This window comes from Agromyces sp. NPDC058064, from assembly GCF_042885275.1.
Taxonomy (GTDB): Bacteria; Actinomycetota; Actinomycetes; order Actinomycetales; family Microbacteriaceae; genus Agromyces.
On sequence record NZ_JBHVSE010000001.1, the window covers coordinates 166,824 to 184,177 of the forward strand.

The 17,354-nt window shown below is 71.9% G+C and carries 13 protein-coding genes; 7 read left to right on the top strand and 6 right to left on the bottom strand.

Going from position 1 to position 17,354, the window contains the following annotated elements; genetic code table 11:
- Position 1 precedes the first annotated feature (1 nt).
- A complete protein-coding gene (locus ACFVSL_RS00670) occupies positions 2-1,879 on the bottom strand; it encodes a phosphoenolpyruvate carboxykinase (GTP) (RefSeq protein WP_386937585.1) in 1,878 nt (625 codons plus the stop codon).
- A 128-nt stretch (positions 1,880-2,007) separates the two neighbouring features.
- Between ACFVSL_RS00670 and ACFVSL_RS00675 the strand changes: the two genes are divergently transcribed.
- From ACFVSL_RS00675 to ACFVSL_RS00685, 3 genes are all read left to right on the top strand, one after another.
- Positions 2,008-3,450, top strand: coding sequence for a helix-turn-helix domain-containing protein (locus ACFVSL_RS00675; protein ID WP_386937586.1), 1,443 nt, complete (start codon positions 2,008-2,010; stop codon positions 3,448-3,450).
- Between the two features lie 702 nt (positions 3,451-4,152).
- Entirely contained in the window at positions 4,153-4,491 is a 339-nt protein-coding gene (locus ACFVSL_RS00680) for a PadR family transcriptional regulator (RefSeq protein WP_386937588.1), read from the top strand.
- Positions 4,491-5,507 carry a permease prefix domain 1-containing protein gene (locus tag ACFVSL_RS00685; protein ID WP_386937590.1) on the top strand — a complete coding sequence of 339 codons (1,017 nt, stop codon included), beginning with the start codon at positions 4,491-4,493 and terminating at the stop codon, positions 5,505-5,507. The genes ACFVSL_RS00680 and ACFVSL_RS00685 overlap by 1 nt, the downstream gene beginning before the upstream one ends.
- 110 nt (positions 5,508-5,617) lie before the next feature.
- Here ACFVSL_RS00685 and ACFVSL_RS00690 read toward each other — a convergent pair whose 3' ends face one another.
- The 3 genes from ACFVSL_RS00690 to ACFVSL_RS00700 form a co-directional block, all read right to left on the bottom strand.
- Positions 5,618-6,406, bottom strand: coding sequence for an SDR family NAD(P)-dependent oxidoreductase (locus ACFVSL_RS00690; RefSeq protein WP_386937591.1), 789 nt, complete (start codon positions 6,404-6,406; stop codon positions 5,618-5,620).
- A gap of 166 nt (positions 6,407-6,572) precedes the next feature.
- On the bottom strand, positions 6,573-7,748 hold the full coding sequence (locus tag ACFVSL_RS00695) for a thiolase family protein (RefSeq protein WP_386937593.1): 1,176 nt from the start codon (positions 7,746-7,748) through the stop codon (positions 6,573-6,575).
- A 106-nt stretch (positions 7,749-7,854) separates the two neighbouring features.
- Complete coding sequence (locus tag ACFVSL_RS00700; protein WP_386939295.1) at positions 7,855-9,285, bottom strand: glyceraldehyde-3-phosphate dehydrogenase; 1,431 nt, start codon at positions 9,283-9,285, stop codon at positions 7,855-7,857.
- Positions 9,286-9,566: 281 nt separating this feature from the next.
- On the opposite strand from ACFVSL_RS00700, the gene ACFVSL_RS00705 reads away from it, so the two are divergent.
- The 3 genes from ACFVSL_RS00705 (at position 9,567) to ACFVSL_RS00715 (ending at position 12,835) form a co-directional block, all read left to right on the top strand.
- The gene (locus ACFVSL_RS00705) at positions 9,567-10,658 is read left to right on the top strand and encodes a VanZ family protein (RefSeq protein ID WP_386937595.1); all 1,092 of its coding nucleotides are present in this window, start codon (positions 9,567-9,569) and stop codon (positions 10,656-10,658) included.
- 32 nt (positions 10,659-10,690) lie between these two features.
- On the top strand, positions 10,691-12,130 hold the full coding sequence (locus tag ACFVSL_RS00710) for an aldehyde dehydrogenase family protein (protein WP_386937597.1): 1,440 nt from the start codon (positions 10,691-10,693) through the stop codon (positions 12,128-12,130).
- 117 nt (positions 12,131-12,247) lie between these two features.
- On the top strand, positions 12,248-12,835 hold the full coding sequence (locus ACFVSL_RS00715) for a TetR/AcrR family transcriptional regulator (RefSeq protein ID WP_386937599.1): 588 nt from the start codon (positions 12,248-12,250) through the stop codon (positions 12,833-12,835).
- 103 nt (positions 12,836-12,938) lie between these two features.
- On the opposite strand, the gene ACFVSL_RS00720 is transcribed toward ACFVSL_RS00715, so the two are convergent.
- A complete protein-coding gene (locus ACFVSL_RS00720; protein ID WP_386937601.1) occupies positions 12,939-15,002 on the bottom strand; it encodes a primary-amine oxidase in 2,064 nt (687 codons plus the stop codon).
- A gap of 71 nt (positions 15,003-15,073) precedes the next feature.
- On the opposite strand from ACFVSL_RS00720, the gene ACFVSL_RS00725 reads away from it, so the two are divergent.
- Complete coding sequence (locus ACFVSL_RS00725; protein ID WP_386937602.1) at positions 15,074-15,601, top strand: hypothetical protein; 528 nt, start codon at positions 15,074-15,076, stop codon at positions 15,599-15,601.
- 33 nt (positions 15,602-15,634) lie between these two features.
- Here the strand turns inward: ACFVSL_RS00725 and ACFVSL_RS00730 are convergent, their stop codons facing one another.
- Positions 15,635-17,173, bottom strand: coding sequence for an APC family permease (locus ACFVSL_RS00730; protein ID WP_386937604.1), 1,539 nt, complete (start codon positions 17,171-17,173; stop codon positions 15,635-15,637).
- Positions 17,174-17,354: the final 181 nt, after the last annotated feature.

Genomic DNA, 17,354 nt, shown 5'->3' on the forward strand with positions numbered 1-17,354 from the left:
GCTACTCGGCGACGGGCGCCGTGGAGTGCTCGAGGTGGTAGCGCAGGCTCGCCAGCTCGGCCTTGAGGGCGGCCGGCACGCGGTCGCCGAACTGGGCGAAGTACTCGTCGGTGAGCGAGCACTCGGCGAGCCACGAGTCGCGGTCGACGTCGAAGAGCTGCTCGAGCGCCTCGTCGGTGATGTCGAGCCCGTCGAGGTCGAGCGAGTCGGCGGCCGGGAGCAGGCCGATCGGCGTCTCGACCGTGTCGGCGGTGCCCTCGACGCGGCCCACGATCCACTCGAGCACGCGCGAGTTCTCGCCGAACCCGGGCCAGAGGAACGAGCCGTCGGCGCCCTTGCGGAACCAGTTGACCTGGAAGATCTTCGGCGCGTTGGTGCCGAGGACGCGGCCCATCTTCACCCAGTGGCCCCAGTAGTCGGCCATGTTGTAGCCGCAGAAGGGCAGCATCGCGAAGGGGTCGCGGCGGAGCTCGCCGACGGTGCCCTCGGCGGCCGCGGTCTTCTCGGAGGAGATGGTCGCGCCCATGAAGACGCCGTGCTTCCACGAGCGGGCCTCGGCGACGAGCGGCACGTTGGTCGCGCGGCGACCGCCGAAGAGGATCGCGTCGATCGGCACGCCGTCGTGGGCGTCCCAGTCGTCGGAGATCTGCGGGCACTGCGCTGCGGCGACCGTGAAGCGCGAGTTCGGGTGCGCCGCGGGGCGGCCCGACGCGGGCGTCCAGGGGTTGCCCTGCCAGTCGGTGAGCTCCTCGGGCACCTCGTCGGTCAGGCCCTCCCACCAGACGTCGCCGTCGGGGCGGAGCGCGACGTTCGTGAAGATCGTGTTGCCCCAGAGGGTCTGCACGGCCGTCGGGTTCGTGGTCTCGCCGGTGCCGGGCGCGACGCCGAAGAAGCCGGCCTCGGGGTTGATCGCGTAGAGACGGCCGTCCTCGCCGGGTCGCATCCAGGCGATGTCGTCGCCGATCGTCTCGACCGTCCAGCCGGGGATGGTCGGGCGGAGCATCGCGAGGTTCGTCTTGCCGCACGCCGACGGGAACGCCGCGGCCACGTGGTACGACTTGCCCTCGGGCGAGGTGATCTTGATGAGCAGCATGTGCTCGGCGAGCCAGCCCTCGTCGCGCGCCATGACGCTCGCGATGCGCAGCGCGAAACACTTCTTCGCGAGCAGCGCGTTGCCGCCGTAGCCCGAGCCGAACGACCAGATCTCGCGCGAGTCGGGGAACTGCACGATGTACTTCTCGTCGTTGCAGGGCCACTCGATCTCGGCACGGCGGTGGCCGACGCCGTCGACGAGGGGGTAGCCGACCGAGTGCACGGTGCGCACCCACGGCTCGCCCGCCTCGATGAGGCGGTAGACCTGCTCGCCCATGCGCGTCATGATGCCCATCGAGAGCACGACGTAGGGCGAGTCGGTGATCTCGACACCGAGCTGCGAGATCGGGCCGCCGAGCGGGCCCATCGAGAACGGCACGACGTACATCGTGCGGCCCTTCATCGAGCCGTCGAAGACCTCGCTGAGCTCGGCGCGCATCTCGCGCGGGTCGCGCCAGTTGTTCGTGGGGCCCGCGTCCTCCTCGTAGGTCGAGCAGATGAAGGTACGGTCCTCGACGCGCGCGACGTCGGAGGGGTCGGTGCGCGCGAGGTAGCTGTTGGGACGCCACTCGGGGTTCAGCTTGATGAGCTTGCCTTCGGCGACGAGCTGCTTCTCGAGCAGGTCGGCCTCGTGCTGCGAGCCATCGCACCAGACGATCTCGTCGGGCTTCGTGAGACCCGCGATCTCGTCGACCCAGGCGCGCAGGGCCGCGTCGGTCGTGCCGCGTCGCGCGTGCGATGCGGAGTCGGATGCCTCGGTGCCGATCGAGAACTCGGAGATGGTCATCGTCGTCCCTTCCAGTGGGTTCCCGGCGTGCGCCGGAGTGGTTCGTGTTTCCAGAATGCGCCGATTCGTGGCATCCGCGTGACCAAATCACCGGTTAAGAATTGCTGATCTTTCGATATTCTTAACGCATGAAGGCAGGCTCCCCCGACCTCGCGACCCTCGGCCACCGCATCCGCCACTTCCGCGGCGAGCGCGGCCTCACCCTCGACCAGCTCGGCGAGGCCGTCGGCATGGCCGGCAGCCAGCTCTCGCTGATCGAGAACGGCAAGCGCGAGCCGAAGCTCTCGACCCTCGACGCCCTCGCCGCGGCGCTCGACGTCGAGCTGGCCGCGCTGCTCTCGCGCGAGGCGCCGAGCCGGCGCGCCGCCCTCGAGCTCGAGCTCGGCAGGGCCCAGTCCGGGCACCTCTACGCGAGCCTCGGCCTGCCGCCGATCAAGGCCTCGCGCGGCGTCACCGACGAGACGCTCGAGGCGATCGTGGGGCTCCACCGCGAGCTGCAGCGCCGCGCGACCGAGGCGATCGCCACGCCCGAGGAGGCCCGGCGCGCGAACACCGAGCTGCGCGAACGCATGCGGGAGCGGGCGAACTTCCTCCCCGAGATCGAGGCGCTCGCCGAGGAGCAGGTGCGCGCCTCCGGCCACCGCTCGGGCGCACTGACGCACCGCGAGGTGAGCGTCATGGCCGAGCGACTCGGCTTCCAGCTCATCTACGTCGACGACCTTCCCGACTCGACGCGCTCGATCAGCGACCTCGCGAACGGCCGCATCTACCTGCCGCCGGCGTCGATCCCCGGCGGGCACGGCCTCCGCTCGATGGCCCTCCAGGCGATGGCGCACCGCCTGCTCGGGCACACTCCCCCGGCCAGCTACACCGAGTTCCTCTGGCAGCGGCTCGAGATCAACTACTTCGCCGCGGCGTGCCTCATGCCGCAGGACGCCTCGGTCGCGTTCCTCCAGGAGGCCAAGAAGGAGAAGCGCCTCGCGATCGAGGACTTCCGCGACGCGTTCGGCGTCACCCACGAGGCCGCCGCGCTGCGCTTCACCAACCTGGCGACCTCGCATCTCGACATGACCCTGCACTTCCTCCGGGTCGCGGGCGACGGGGCGCTCCTCAAGGGCTACGAGAACGACGGGCTGCCCCTGCCGACCGATGTCACCGGCTCGATCGAGGGCCAGTGGGTGTGCAAGAAGTGGAGCGCCCGCACGGCCTTCGCGCACACCAACCGCACGACCGAGAACTACCAGTACACCGACACCCCCGCGGGCACCTTCTGGTGCGCCACGCAGACCGGGCGCACGGATGCCGCGGAGTTCTCGATCACCGTCGGCGTGCCCTTCGCCCAGGCGAAGTGGTTCCGCGGGCGCGAGACCACGCTGCGGGCGGTGTCGACCTGCCCCGACGAGTCGTGCTGCCGCAGCGCGCCCTCCGAGCTCGCCGAGCGCTGGGCGGGCCGGGCCTGGCCGAGCGCCCGCCTGCACGCGCACGTGCTCTCGCCGCTGCCGTCGGGCACGTTCCCCGGGGTCGACGACGCCTCGGTGTACGAGTTCCTCGAGGCCCACGCCGAGCAGTAGGCCGCTCCGCTCCCGCCGCTCCGCTCCCGCCGCTCCGCCCGGCCCCTCCGCCGCTCCGCCCGGCCCCGCCCGCCGTCGATCCGAATCACCCGCCGCTCACGCCACCCCGCTCCACGCCTCCCGGCGCCCCGAATCGCCCGCCGCTCACACCACCCGCCGCCCCACGCCACCCCGCCGCTCACTCCACCCCGCCACTCCACGCCATCCCGCCACTCACACCACCCCGCCACTCCACGCCTCCCGGCGCACCGGTCGCAGGACCATCCCGGCGGCACGCCGGCGATCGCACGCTTCAGGGCCCCCTGATCCTGCGACTCGTCACCACCGTGGAGCGACTGCGACGCATCGGCGAAGCGACGGCGACGCGACCGTGGCACGACGGCGGCGCGACGAGCACGTCCGCCGCGGACCCCTGCCTACCGCACGTCCGCCGCGCGTCCACGACGCGGCTGCGGTACGGCCCACGCTTCGCCGGATGGCCGCGGCGAGGCCCGCGAACCGGCGCACCCCAGCCCAGCCGCCCACCCCAGCCTGGCCCACCCCAGCCTGGCCCAGCCCAGCCCGGCGCACCCCAGCCCAGCCCACCCCAGCCCAGCCCACCCCAGCCCAGCCCAGCCCAGCCCAGCCCAGCCCAGCCCAGGCGCATCCAACGCGATGAAGTTTCTCTTGCATTAGTGTGTAACGCACAGTATCGTGTGAAACATGAACTCCGATGAGACGACCGCCGGGCACCTGCAAGAACTGCGCCGCGGCACCGTCGTGCTCGCGTGCCTGATCCGGCTGCGCACGCCCGACTACGGCTATGCGCTGCTCGAGTCGCTGAACGGCCTCGGCATCCTCGTCGACGCCAACACGCTCTACCCGCTGCTGCGCCGGCTCGAGAAGCAGGGCCTCCTCACGAGCGAGTGGAACACCGACGAGGCCCGGCCGCGCAAGTTCTACCGCACCAGCCAGACCGGCGAGCAGCTCGCCGGCGCCCTCATGACCGACTGGCGACGCATCGACGATGCCCTCGCCGGACTCACCGACGGAGACGAATGATGACCGAGCTCACCGACCGCTACCTCTTCGCGGCCACGCGCACCCTGCCCGCCGCGCAGCGCGAAGAGCTCTCGCGCGACCTCGCCGAGCGCATCGCCGACACCATCGACGCGCGCGTCGCGTCGGGGGCGTCGACGCCCGAGACCGCCGAGCTCGACGCCCTCGTCGAGCTCGGCAATCCCGCCGTGCTCGCGGCGAGCTACAGCGACCGCCCGCTCATGCTGATCGGCCCGCGCTACTTCCTCATCTGGCGGCGCCTGCTCGTCTTCCTCGAGTCGTTCGTACCAGCGACGGTCGCCGCGGCGGCCGCGCTCGGCCTCGTGATCTCGGGCGGCGGGTGGGAGGTGATCGGCGCGGCGATCGGCATCGGCCTCAGCGTGGCCGTGCACCTCGCGTTCTGGCTCACGCTCGTCTTCGCCCTGATCGAGCGGTACGAACCCGCCGCTGCGGGAGCCGCCGACGACGTGCTCGGGTGGACGCCCGACCAGCTGCCGCAACTGCCCGAGGTGCGCCGCCCGCACCGGCGCAGCGACCTCATCGCCAGCCTCGTGTGGCTCGCGATCGCCGCCGTGTTCCTCGTGTGGCAGCAGTTCGGCATCGTCTGGATCGGCGGCGAGCGCTCGTCGGTGCCGCTGCTCGCGCCCGAGCTGTGGTCGTTCTGGCTGCCCTACCTCCTCGTGCTCATCGTGCTCGAGGCGGCCTTCGCCGTCTGGATCTACCGCGCCGACTGGAACTGGGCCAATGCGACCGTCAACGTCGTCCTGAACGCCGCGTTCGCGATCCCGGTCATCTGGCTCTTCGTCGAGGGCATGCTCCTCAGCCCCGAGTTCCTCGCGCTGGTCGAGCCGCACCTCGACGCCGACGCCGTCCGCGTACTGTCGGTGCTCTTCATCGGCGGCGTCGCCGCCGTCTGCACCTGGGACTCGATCGACGGCATCGTCAAGGCGGCGCGGGGCGGCGGGCGCGGCACGCTCGACTTCCCGGGCAACCGCAGCCCCCGCGCCGCGGTGCGCTGAGCACCGTACGGCACGCCGCGGCGCACCACCCGACGCACGGATGCCCCGGGGCCCGCGATCCTCCGATCGCCGGCCCCGGGGCATCCTGCCGTGGTCGCTGCGCGACCGCCCTACTTCGGCCCCATGCGGATCGCGCCGTCGAGGCGGATCGTCTCACCGTTCAGCATCGGGTTGGCGACGATCGAGCGCACGAGCGCCGCGTACTCGGCGGGCGAACCGAAACGCGAGGGGTGCGGGATCTGGGCCGCGAGCGAATCCTGCACCTCCTGCGCCATCGACGCCATCATCGGCGTCTCGAAGATGCCCGGGGCGATCGTGACGACGCGGATGAGCAGCTTCGACAGGTCGCGCGCGAGCGGCAGGGTCATCGCCGCGACGCCGCCCTTCGACGCCGAGTAGGCGGCCTGCCCGATCTGCCCGTCGAAGGCGGCGACCGAGGCGGTGTTGACGATGACGCCCCGCTCGGGCGTCTCGGGGCCGCCCGGCACCCGGCCCGTCGCGGGCTCGGTCGCGGCCATCGCGGCGGCGGCGAGGCGGGCGACGTTGAAGGTGCCGATGAGGTTCACGCGGATCGTGCGCTCGAACACGTCGAGCGGCGCGGGGCCCTCGCGTCCGACCGTGCGGTTGCCGGTCGCGATGCCCGCGCAGTTCACCGCGACGCGGAGCGGCCCGAGCGCCGAGGCTGCCTCGACCGCGGCCTGCACCTCGGCCTCGTTCGCGACGTCGGCGGCGACGAAGCGCGCGCGATCGCCGAGCTCGGCCGCGGCCTCCTCGCCGCGGGGGCCCGGGAGGTCGACGAGCACGACGGAGGCGCCGCCCTCGATGAGTGCGCGCGCGGTGGCGCGGCCGAGCCCCGAGGCGCCGCCCGTGACGAGCGCCGATGCTCCGTTGAGTTCCATGTGAGTTCCTTTCGGTTGGGTCACGCCGAGGTGACACCGATCGTCGGGTCCGGATGCGGGGACCCGACGAGTTGTGGCATCTCGATGGCGGGCTGGGCTGGGTGGGTGTGAAGGGTGAAGGGGTGGGGTGCAGCTGCTGGAGTGGCTGGGCGGATCGCGGGGCGGGTCAGATGCGCTCGATGACGGTGGCGTTGGCCATGCCGCCGCCCTCGCACATCGTCTGCAGTCCGTAGCGGCCGCCCGTCGCCTCGAGCTGGTTGACGAGGGTCGTGAGCAGGCGCGTGCCGCTCGAGCCCAGCGCATGCCCGAGCGCGATCGCCCCGCCGCGCGGGTTGAGCTTCGCGGCATCCGCCCCGGTGTCGCGCAGCCACGCGAGCGGCACCGAGGCGAACGCCTCGTTGACCTCGTACGCGTCGATGTCGTCGTGCGTGAGGCCGGCGCGATCGAGCACCTTCGCGGTCGCCGGGATGACGCCCGTCAGCATGTAGAGCGGGTCGCTGCCGACCACCGAGAACGATCGGAAGCGCGCCCGCGGGGTGAGCCCCAGCTGCGACGCGCGCTCGGCGCTCATGATGAGTGCGGCGGACGCCCCGTCGGTGAGCGGCGAGGAGTTGCCCGGCGTGATGCGCCAGTCGAGCTCGGGGAAGCGCTCGGCGAGCGCCTCGGTGCGGAACGCCGGGTTGAGGCCCGCGAGCGAGGCGACCGAGGTGCCGGGTCGCACCGTCTCGTCGGCGAGCGCGTCGACGCCGGGCACGGGCACGACCTCGCTCGCGAAGGCGCCCGACTCGTGCGCGGCGGCGGCGAGCTCGTGCGAACGGGCGGCGAACGCGTCGAGCTCGTCGCGGTCGAAGCCCCACTTCGCCGCGATCAGCTCGGCCGAGACGCCCTGGTTCACGAGCCCCTCGGGGTAGCGGGTGCGGATGCGCGAGCCGTACGGGTCGGCGCCCGCCGCGCTCGAGCCGAGCGGCACCCGGCTCATCGACTCGACGCCGCAGGCGATCACGATGTCGGCCTGGCCCGCGAGCACCGCCTGCGCCGCGAAGGTCGCGGCCTGCTGGCTCGAGCCGCACTGGCGGTCGATCGTCGTGCCCGGCACGTGCTCGGGGAAGCCCGCGGCGAGCACCGCGTTGCGCGTGATGTTGTAGCTCTGCTCGCCGATCTGGCTGACGCAGCCGCCGATCACGTCGTCGATCAGGGCGGGGTCGAGATCGTTGCGGTTGACGAGCGCGTCGAGGACGCCTGCGAGGAGGTCGACGGGGTGGACGGCGGAGAGGAGCCCGCCGGGCTTGCCGCGCCCCACGGGCGTGCGGATGACGTCGACGATGACGGCTTCAGTGCTCATGGCTCCAGCCTACGGCCAGCCAAGCGCTCGCTTGGTACGCGAACGACGGATGCCCCGTGCGCAGGCGTGCGCACGGGGCATCCGGTCGACGTCGCGGCCGGGGGCCTCAGCCGACCGGCTCGGGCTCGCGGGCGAGCACGACGGGCTGGCGCTCGGGCAGCACGACGGGGTGGCTGCCCGCCATCGCCTCGATGACGCGCACGACCTGGCACGAGTAGCCGTACTCGTTGTCGTACCAGACGTAGAGCACGGCGTCGGTGCCGTCGGCGATGGTCGCGAGGCCGTCGACGATGCCGGCGCGGTTCGAGCCGACGAAGTCGGTCGAGACCACCTCGGGCGACTCGATGTAGTCGATCTGCTGGCGCAGCGGCGAGGTGAGCGAGGTCTGGCGGAGGAACCTGTTGAGCTCGGTCTTCGTCGCGGGGCGCTCGAACTGGAGGTTCAGGATCGCGAGCGACACGTCGGGCGTGGGCACGCGGATCGCCGACCCCGTGAGCTTGCCCTCGAGGGCGGGCAGCGCCTTCGACACGGCCTTCGCGGCACCGGTCTCGGCGATGACCATGTTGAGCACGGCCGAGCGGCCGCGGCGGTCGCCCTTGTGGAAGTTGTCGATGAGGTTCTGGTCGTTCGTGAACGAGTGCACCGTCTCGACGTGCCCGCGCACCACGCCGTAGGCGTCGTCGACGGCCTTCAGCACCGGGGTGATCGCGTTGGTCGTGCAGGACGCGGCCGAGAGGATGCGGTCGGCGTCGGTGATGTCGTCGGTGTTGATGCCGTGCACGATGTTCTTGATCGCGCCCTTGCCGGGTGCGGTGAGCAGCACCCGCGCGACGCCCTTCGACTGCAGGTGCTGGCTGAGCCCGGCCTCGTCGCGCCAGCGGCCCGTGTTGTCGACGACGATCGCGTCGTGGATGCCGTAGGCCGTGTAGTCGATCGCGGCCGGGTCGTCGGAGTAGATGACCTGGATCAGCGTGCCGTTGGCGAGGATCGTGTTCGCCTCCTCGTCGACCTCGATGGTGCCCGCGAAGGGGCCGTGCACCGAGTCGCGGCGCAGCAGGCTCGCGCGCTTGACGAGGTCGTTCTCGGCGCCCTTGCGCACGACCACGGCGCGCAGGCGCAGGCCCTGGCCGCCGCCCGTGTGGGCGATGAGGATGCGGGCGAGCAGGCGCCCGATGCGGCCGAAGCCGTAGAGGACCACGTCGGTGCCCTCGGCCTCGGGGGCGCCCGCCTCGGCGATGACGGGGGCGAGCTCGTCGCGCACGAAGTCGACGAGCTCACGGGCCTCGCCCTCGCCGACGGCGTCGTTGTAGCGGGAGACGAGGCGGGCGACGTCGACCGAGGCCGGGCCCGGGGCGATCTCGCGCAGCACCTCGAGCACGCGCATGGTGTCGACGAGGTCGAGCTCGACATCGCCGGCCTGGCGGGCGAAGCGGTGCGCCTTCAGCAGTTCGACCGCCGAGCGGTTGATCAGCCGTCGCCCGTGGATCGACGTCACCACCCCGTGGTCTCGGTACAGGCCGCCGATCAGCGGAATCATCCGCTCGGCGAGCTCTTCCTTGGCGATCCATTCGGCACGGCGGGCGTCGAACTCGTGGCTCACGTTCTTCCTTCTCGGTCGAGCGGACGTGGGCGTCGTCGACCAGGGTCGTGCGACCGCGTCTGCCGGTGGGCAGCGCTGGCCGCATTCTTTCCGGGGATGTCTCGATCATACCTAGACATTCGTGATCGAGTGTTGTACGTGGCGTCGAACGGGTGCTGCTGGACGCGACGGCGCGGCGACGGCGGCGCCCGCATGCGGCCTCCGTAGACTCGTCGAACGTGGATCGCCTCATGCCCGGCGTGATCGCCGTCCTCGTCGGCGCCGTCGCCCTCACCCTCGTGTTCGTGCCGCTCGTGGCGCTCAGCTACCGTCGGCGCGGCGGGTTCTCGGCCGCGAGGATGCTCGGCTGGATCGCCCTGCTCTTCTACGTGATGGGGCTCTGGGCGTACACGCTGCTCCCCCTGCCCGATGGCGCGTACGACTGCGTCGGGGTCGAGCTCGACCCGTTCGCCGTCGTGACGGACATCGCGCGCCTGCAGGCCGAGGAGGGCGGGTCGCTGCTGCGCAACGCGGCGTTCCAGCAACTCGTGCTGAACATCGTGCTGTTCGCGCCGCTCGGCTTCTTCGTGCGCGCGCTGTTCGACCGCGGCGTCGTGGTCGCGACGGCCGCGGGCGCCCTCGTCTCGCTCGGGATCGAGCTCACGCAGCTCACCGGCATCTGGGGCGCCTACCCGTGCGCGTACCGCCTGTTCGACACGGGCGACCTGCTGGCGAACACGATCGGCGCGGTGCTCGGCTCGCTCGCGGCGCTCGCGCTCCTCCGCCGCGGTCGGGCCTCCGACGAACCGCGGGATGCCTCGCCCAGCGCGGTCTCGGCCGGGCGCCGACTGCTGGCGATGACCGCCGACCTCCTCGTGCTCGGCGTCGGCTCGGTGGTGCTGTCGGTGCTCGCGAACACCGCGATCCTGCTGCTCGCCGGGCGGGAGGCGGTGCTCGAGGTCGCGGACCCCGTGTCGCTCGCCGCGACGCTGCTCGTGATCGCCGCGCAGGCGGTCTCCGTCCTCGCGGGCGGGGTGACCCTCGGCGAGCGCGCGGTGCTCATCGGCGCCGTCGAGCCACGGCGCCCCCGCGTGCTCTGGCGACTCGTGCGGTTCGCCGTCGGCATCGGCGGCTACGGGCTGCTGCAGCTCGCACCCGAGCCGTGGAGCCTCCTCGCGAGCGCGCTCGCGGTGGCGAGCCTCGTCGTCGCGTTCACGAGCCGCGGCCACCGCGGCCTCGGCCAGGCCGCGGCGGGCATGGACGCGATCGCGTGCGCTCCCGGTCAAGGGGCCCGCACGCCTGGACAACGCCGCACCCCGGCGCGCTCCTAGCGTGGATGGTCACGACTCGACGTGGAGGAGCCATGACCATCGACACCCAGACCCCCGTCCTCGAGGAGGCGCACGCCGCGCTCCTCGCGGAGATCACCCCCGAGGGCGGCGAACGCCGCGAGATCCTCGACCCCGCGACCGGAGCCGTGGTCGGCCACGCCCCCGTGCACACGGTCGACGACCTCGACCGCGCGGTCGCCGCGGCGAAGGCCGCGCAGCCGGCGTGGGCGGCACTCGGCCACGAGCGCCGCAGCGAACTGCTGCTGCAGGCCGCCGACGCGATCGACGCGAACGCCGAGGCGCTCGCCCACCTGCTCTCGCGCGAGCAGGGCAAGCCGCTCAACGGCCCGAACGCGCGCTTCGAGGTCGGCGGGGCGTCCGGCTGGATGCGGGCCGCCGCCGCGACGCCGCTCGAGGCCGAGGTGGTGTTCGACGACGGCGAGACCCATGCCGAGCTCCACTACCGCCCCATCGGCGTCGTCGGCGCCATCGGCCCGTGGAACTGGCCGCAGATGATCACCGTGTGGCAGATCGCCCCGGCGCTGCGCATGGGCAACACCGTGGTGGTGAAGCCCTCGGAGTACACGCCGCTCAGCGTGCTCGCGCTCGTGCAGGTGATCAACACCGTCCTCCCCGAGGGCGTGCTGCACATCGTCAGCGGCGGTCGCGACGTCGGCGCCGCGCTCTCGGCGCACCCCGAGATCGGCAAGGTCATGTTCACCGGCTCCACCGCGACCGGCAAGGCGATCATCCGTAGCTCGGCCGACACGGTCAAGCGTCTCACCCTCGAGCTCGGCGGCAACGACGCCGGCATCGTGCTGCCCGACGTCGACCCGAAGGCGATCGCCGAGGGGCTCTTCTGGGGCGCGTTCATCAACACGGGGCAGACCTGCGCCGCACTGAAGCGCCTCTACGTGCACGACGACGTCTACGACGAGGTCGTCGACGCCCTCGCCGAGGTGGCCGCCGCCATGCCGATGGGCGTCGGCGTCGACGAGCGGAACGTGCTCGGGCCGCTGCAGAACCGGCAGCAGTTCGACATCGTCGACCGGCTCGTCGAGTCGGCGAAGGCGTCGGGGGCGCGCGTCGTGCTCGGCGGCGAGCCCGACCGCGGGCAGCCGGGGTACTTCTACCCGACGACGCTGGTCGCCGACATCGACAACGACCACCCGCTCGTGGCGGAGGAGCAGTTCGGCCCGGCGCTCCCGATCATCCGGTACCGCGACCTCGACGAGGCGATCGAGATGGCCAACGGCGTCGACGTCGGCCTCGGCGCCTCCGTCTGGTCGTCGGACCGCGACACGGCCCGCGAGGTCGCCTCGCGGATCCAGTCGGGCACCGTCTGGATCAACGCCCACGGCGTGGTGCACCCGATGGTGCCGTTCGGCGGTGCGAAGCAGTCGGGCTACGGCCTCGAGTTCGGCGTCGAGGGCCTCAAGGCGCTCGCCGTGCCGCAGGTCGTCAACGGCTGAGGCACCGACGCGACGGCGATGGCCGGGCGGGAGGATTCCCGCCCGGCCATCGCCGTGTCGGCTCCGATCGCGCCGTATCGTGGAGCGAACGCACCGCCGTCACCCGGGAGGGCCTCCATGCCGAAGATCGTCGACCACGACGAACGTCGTCTCGCGATCGTGCACGCGACCTGGCGCCTGATCGCCGCGAAGGGCTTCCGAGCGACGACCATGCGCGAGATCGCGAAGGAGTCGGGGGTCGCCAACGGCGGCCTGTTCCCCTACTTCCGCAACAAGGAGGAGCTGCTCGGCGCGACGTTCGAGCACGTCTTCGAGGCGACGAACGAGCGCTTCGCCGCCGTGCGCGCCGACCTCGCGGGCCTCCCGGCGCTGCGGGCGCTCATGCTGCAGATCTTCCCGATCGACGACGAACGCCTCCTCGAGGCCCGCATCGTGATCCCGTTCTGGGAGTACGCGGCCAACGAGCCCGAGCTGCTCGAGCTCCACGAGCGCACCATGCAGCGCTGGCGCGACGAGATCACGGGTCACCTCGAGACCGCGAAGCGGCTCGGCGAGATCCGCCCCGACGTCGAGGTCCCCCTCGTCACCGACCTCTTCATGGCCCTCCTCGACGGCGTGCAGGTGGTCGCCGTCGTCTCGCCGCACACCTCGTCGCCCGAGCGGCTCACGAACATGCTCGAGGGGTACCTGGCGCTGCTGCGCTGACCGTCCCGGGCGACGACCGGCGGCGACCGGCCGCGACGACGACGGGCGGCCGGACGTCGCCACGCGACATCCGACCGCCCGTTGCGCGGACGCGACGGTCAGCTCAGTGCGCGTGCCCCGAGCAGTCGCACGTCCCTGCGGCGCAGCCGCACCCGGCGTCGCCGGAGTGCGAGCCGTGCGCACCCTCCGCGCCCTCCGTGTGGCAGGCCATGCCCATCGATGCCGACGAGGGCACGTTCAGCGCGGGGTTGCGGTTGAAGAAGCCGTACGGCTTCAGGGTGAACTTGGCGTAGTCGACGGGCATGACCGGCCAGTCCTCCACGCGCGGGAAGTGCGTGGGGCCGAAGGTGTGCCAGAGCACGATATCCTCGCCGTCGATCGAGCGGTCGGCCGCGGTGTAGCGCGGCAGGCCGTCACCGCCGGGGTTCTGGTTCACGAGGTCGCCCGCCGGGTACCGCTCGTCCTGCGCGTAGCGCGTGACCCAGAGGTGGTTGCGGGTGAAGCCGGCGCGCTTGGCGATGACCGACTCGGGGTCGGCCATCAGGGTCGGCAGGCCCTGCGCGAGCAGCTCGTACGCGACCGGCCGGCCGAGGCGGTTCTGCTTCTCGGTGTTGACGATGTGCCAGGCGCGGCCGACGGCGAGGTCGGCGTCGCGAACGCCCTCCGACTCGGTGCGCAGGCGCGTGGTGCGCTTCGTGAACGCGTTGCCGTACTCGTTGCCCTCGCCCATCGGCAGGCGCACCGCGTCGACCTCGTCGACCGCGTTCGCGACGCCGTCGACCATCATGTCGAGCCGGGCGCTGAACAGGTGCTGGTGGTAGGGGGCCCCGAGGCCCGGCGCGACCTCGCTCGCGTGGTCGCCCGCCTCGGGGTCGTACGCCGAGGTGAAGAGCACGCCCGTGAGCTTCGCCTCGCACTCGATGGTGCCGTCGAGGTAGAGGTACCAGTAGAAGCCGTAGTCGTAGTTGCCGACGGTCGTGAAGAAGCTGATCACCAGGCGGCGCTGGCGGCGCACCTCGTTCGAGCCGGTGTAGATGTCGGTGTGCTTCCAGAGGGTGCCGTAGTCCTCCTCGTGCATGCAGATCGCGTTCGGGATGACCCGGGGGTTGCCGAGCTCGTCGGCCAGCGTGGCGTCGAGGTACTGGATCTCGCCGAGGCAGTCGCAGCCCAGCACGAGCGAGTTCGCGTACCGGCCGAACACGTACTCGCCGGTGTCGAAGTAGTTCTGCCAGAAGCGCGCGGGCGACGGGTCGCCGTACGGCACGACCATCTCGGCGATCGAGGCACGGTAGACGATGTCGCGCTCGGCGCCGCCCTGGTCGGCGTCGACGAAGCGGATGCGACGCAGCACGAGCCCCTCGCGGGCGTCGAAGGCGAGCGAGAAGCGCCAGTTCGCCCACGACACCTCGTCGCCGTCGACGGTGAAGCTCGGCCCCTCGGGCTGGGTGATCGAGATCGGCTTCAGGGTGTCGAGTGGCGCGCCCTGCACCTCGGGGTCGTCGAAGTTGCCGCCCTCGGCGGGGATGTCGTAGACCTTGTGGTCGACGAGCTCGAACATGCGGCCCTCGACCATGTCGACGTAGGCGCACAGCCCGTCGACCGGGTGCGCCCAGCAGTGGTCCTGCTCGTACTGCCGCATGAAGGCGAGCACCCGGATGACGCGGCGCCCGCGCTCGCTCTCGAAGCCGTACTGGCCCGCCGAGAGCGGTGCGAGCGCGACCTGCTCGTGCGTGATCCCGCGCTTGGCGAGCGCGGCATGCCAGTCCTCCTCGCGGCCGAGCAGATCGTAGATCGCCTCGAACTCGACGTCGAGGATCGGGACCTGGCCGTTCGCCCCGTCGATCTCCTCGACGGACACGACCTCGCGGGCGGTCAGCGACACGCGCGCGTCGTGCGAGGCGCCGGTGGCCTGGTCGAGCAGCAGCGCACGGATGACCCGGGGCAGTTCGAGCCCCGACAGGACCGCCGCCTTCGCGGGCTCGTCGACCCCGACGTACACGAAGCGGGTGGACTCGCGCACGAGCCCGGCGGCGGCGAGGATCTCGCGCGTCGCGACGATCTCGTCGGCCGCGAGGCCGCGCAGTGGGTCGTCGCGGCGCACGGGCGGCAGGGTGTCGATGGGTGACGGGCTCGCGTGGTGCGAGTGCTGGGCAGACGTCGTCGTCATGCTGGAACCTCGTTTTCTCTACGAATGTTGAGATACATTAGCCTGCATCCACGAGACAGGGAAGTCCCGAGATGAACGAATTCGCCCATGGCGCGATGATCGTCGGCGCGCTCGCCGGCGCGGGTTGCGTCGCGTCGACCCGCCGGACCGCGCCCGAGTTCTCGGCCTCCGTGATCATGGTCGTCGCCATGGTCGACATGGCGGCCACCCGGCTCGTGCCGCCGCTCGCGTGGACGCTGGCGCTCGTCGGCATCGGGGTCGCGCTCGGGGCGCGCCTGCGCAGCGGACGGGCGGCGCACGGCGCACGGATCCGGGCCTCGGGCGACCCGCGTCCGCTGCACCGCGCGCTGGCCTTCATCGTCGGGGGCTGGGCGTTCGCCATGCCGGCCGCCGCCGAGTCCGCCGCTCCTCACCTGCACGGGGGCGGCGGCGCGTTCGTCGCGGCCGCCCTCGCGATGACCGTGTTCGGCGGATGGCTCGTGGTGCGAGAGCTCCGCACCGACGGCCGCCGGCGCCTCCGCCACGCCGCCGAGGCGGCGAGCACGTCGCTCATGCTCGCCGCCATGGCCGCACCGGGCGTGGTCGCGGCGCTCGCCTGAGCGGGCGAACGTCGCGACGGGCCGCATCCGGCCTCAGATCCCGCGGTGCGGCTCCGAGCCGTGCACGGCGGCCTCGGCCTCGTCGACGCCGTGCCCGATGCGGCGGTAGAGCTCGGGATCGCGGCGGCGCAGCGCGAACGCCCACACGACGCCGAGGATGCCCGGGACGATGAGCAGCGCCGGGAGGACGAACGTGGCGGGCGTGGTCTCGGCCTGGCCGAGCAGCACGTCGAAGTTCGCCACGATGAGCACGAAGACCGTGAACAGCACGACCGCGGCGATCGCGGGCGCGACGACGGCCGCCCAGGTGCTCACGCCCCGGCGGTCGCGGCGGAAGAAGCCGATGACCGAGATCGCGACGACGCCCATGAGCAGCACGAGCCCCATCGCACCCGTGTTCGTGAGCCAGGTGAACATGGTGAGCACCGGATAGAGGAACTCGGTGGGCGCGAAGTCGTTCTTCAGCCCCATCCCCTCCCCCGCGATGACGAATCCGAGGGTCACCACGACCGCGATGACGCTCTGCGCGAGCGACCCCGCCCACGGCGCACGGGAGACCGCACGGACCGCGCCGAGCCCGCGGTGCAGCACGCCCTCGCGACCGAGCGAGTAGAGGTAGCGGGCGACGGCGTTGTGGAAGGACTGCAGGGCCGCGAACAGGCTCGTCAGGAACAGCACCTGCATGATGTCGCTGATGATGACGGGGGCGTGCTCGCCCATGAAGACGAACATCAGGTCGGGCCCGAAGGTCGCCGACGCCTCGACGATCTGCGAGGGACCGACGCCCACCGTGAACGCCCACGCGCTGAACGCGTAGAACACGCCGATGATCGCGACGGCGGCGTAGGTCGCGCGGGCGACCGTCCGCTTCGGGTTCTTCGCCTCCTCGCCGTAGATGGCGGCCGACTCGAATCCCATGAAGGCCGCGATGCAGAACGAGAGCACGGCGCCGATTCCGGGCACGAAGAGGCTCGACGGCTCGAGCGCGGCGGTGCTCACGCCCTCGGGTGCCACGGCGAGCGCGACGAGGTCGAACACGAGCACCGCGGCGAACTCGAGGGCGACGAGCGTGCCGAGCACCTTCGCCGACAGGTCGACGCGGTTCACGCCGAGGATGCCGACCACGACGATGCAGACGAAGATCCAGAGCCACCACGGCGTGGCGATGCCGAGCTTGGCCTCGAGGAACATCGAGAGCTGGAATCCGAACAGTCCGTAGATGCCGATCTGCATCGCGTTGTAGGCGACGAGTGCGACGAGCGAGGCGCCGACGCCGAACGGCCGGCCGACGCCTTGCGCGATGTAGGCGTAGAACGCCCCGGCGTTCGTGACGAAGCGGCTCATGCCCGCGTACCCGACCGCGAAGACGGCGAGCGCGACGGCGAGCAGGATGAACGCGACGGGCACGCCGATCACCCCCGTCACGGCGAAGGTGCTGGTGACCCCGCCGGCGACGACGGTGAGCGGCGCGGACGCCGCGATGATCATGAGGGTGATGGAGGGCACGCCGAGGCGGCGCCGACCGAGCTCGGCGCTGGTCGTCGCCGGCGGCGTTGTCGACGTTGAGGTCATGGCAGAGGTCCTTCGTCCGGGTGCGCGAGACCCCGGCGGCCTCGCACGATGCCCGCCATCATCGTCGCTCCCCCGGGCGGCGGGTTGCCCCTGCGCGAACGGCGCTTGCCGACCGCTGCACGTCCCCCTGTCGCTGTTGCCACTACGCGCGTAGAATAACCGCACCCCCGTGCCGGACGAC

What these genes read in the sequence shown, in the direction of transcription:
- ACFVSL_RS00670 (WP_386937585.1), bottom strand. Translation starts at nt 1,879, where the DNA reads ATGACCATCTCCGAGTTCTCGATCGGCACCGAGGCATCCGACTCCGCA.
- ACFVSL_RS00675 (WP_386937586.1), top strand. Translation starts at nt 2,008, where the DNA reads ATGAAGGCAGGCTCCCCCGACCTCGCGACCCTCGGCCACCGCATCCGC.
- ACFVSL_RS00680 (WP_386937588.1), top strand. Translation starts at nt 4,153, where the DNA reads ATGAACTCCGATGAGACGACCGCCGGGCACCTGCAAGAACTGCGCCGC.
- ACFVSL_RS00685 (WP_386937590.1), top strand. Translation starts at nt 4,491, where the DNA reads ATGACCGAGCTCACCGACCGCTACCTCTTCGCGGCCACGCGCACCCTG.
- ACFVSL_RS00690 (WP_386937591.1), bottom strand. Translation starts at nt 6,406, where the DNA reads ATGGAACTCAACGGAGCATCGGCGCTCGTCACGGGCGGCGCCTCGGGG.
- ACFVSL_RS00695 (WP_386937593.1), bottom strand. Translation starts at nt 7,748, where the DNA reads ATGAGCACTGAAGCCGTCATCGTCGACGTCATCCGCACGCCCGTGGGG.
- ACFVSL_RS00700 (WP_386939295.1), bottom strand. Translation starts at nt 9,285, where the DNA reads ATGATTCCGCTGATCGGCGGCCTGTACCGAGACCACGGGGTGGTGACG.
- ACFVSL_RS00710 (WP_386937597.1), top strand. Translation starts at nt 10,691, where the DNA reads ATGACCATCGACACCCAGACCCCCGTCCTCGAGGAGGCGCACGCCGCG.
- ACFVSL_RS00715 (WP_386937599.1), top strand. Translation starts at nt 12,248, where the DNA reads ATGCCGAAGATCGTCGACCACGACGAACGTCGTCTCGCGATCGTGCAC.
- ACFVSL_RS00720 (WP_386937601.1), bottom strand. Translation starts at nt 15,002, where the DNA reads ATGACGACGACGTCTGCCCAGCACTCGCACCACGCGAGCCCGTCACCC.
- ACFVSL_RS00725 (WP_386937602.1), top strand. Translation starts at nt 15,074, where the DNA reads ATGAACGAATTCGCCCATGGCGCGATGATCGTCGGCGCGCTCGCCGGC.
- ACFVSL_RS00730 (WP_386937604.1), bottom strand. Translation starts at nt 17,173, where the DNA reads ATGACCTCAACGTCGACAACGCCGCCGGCGACGACCAGCGCCGAGCTC.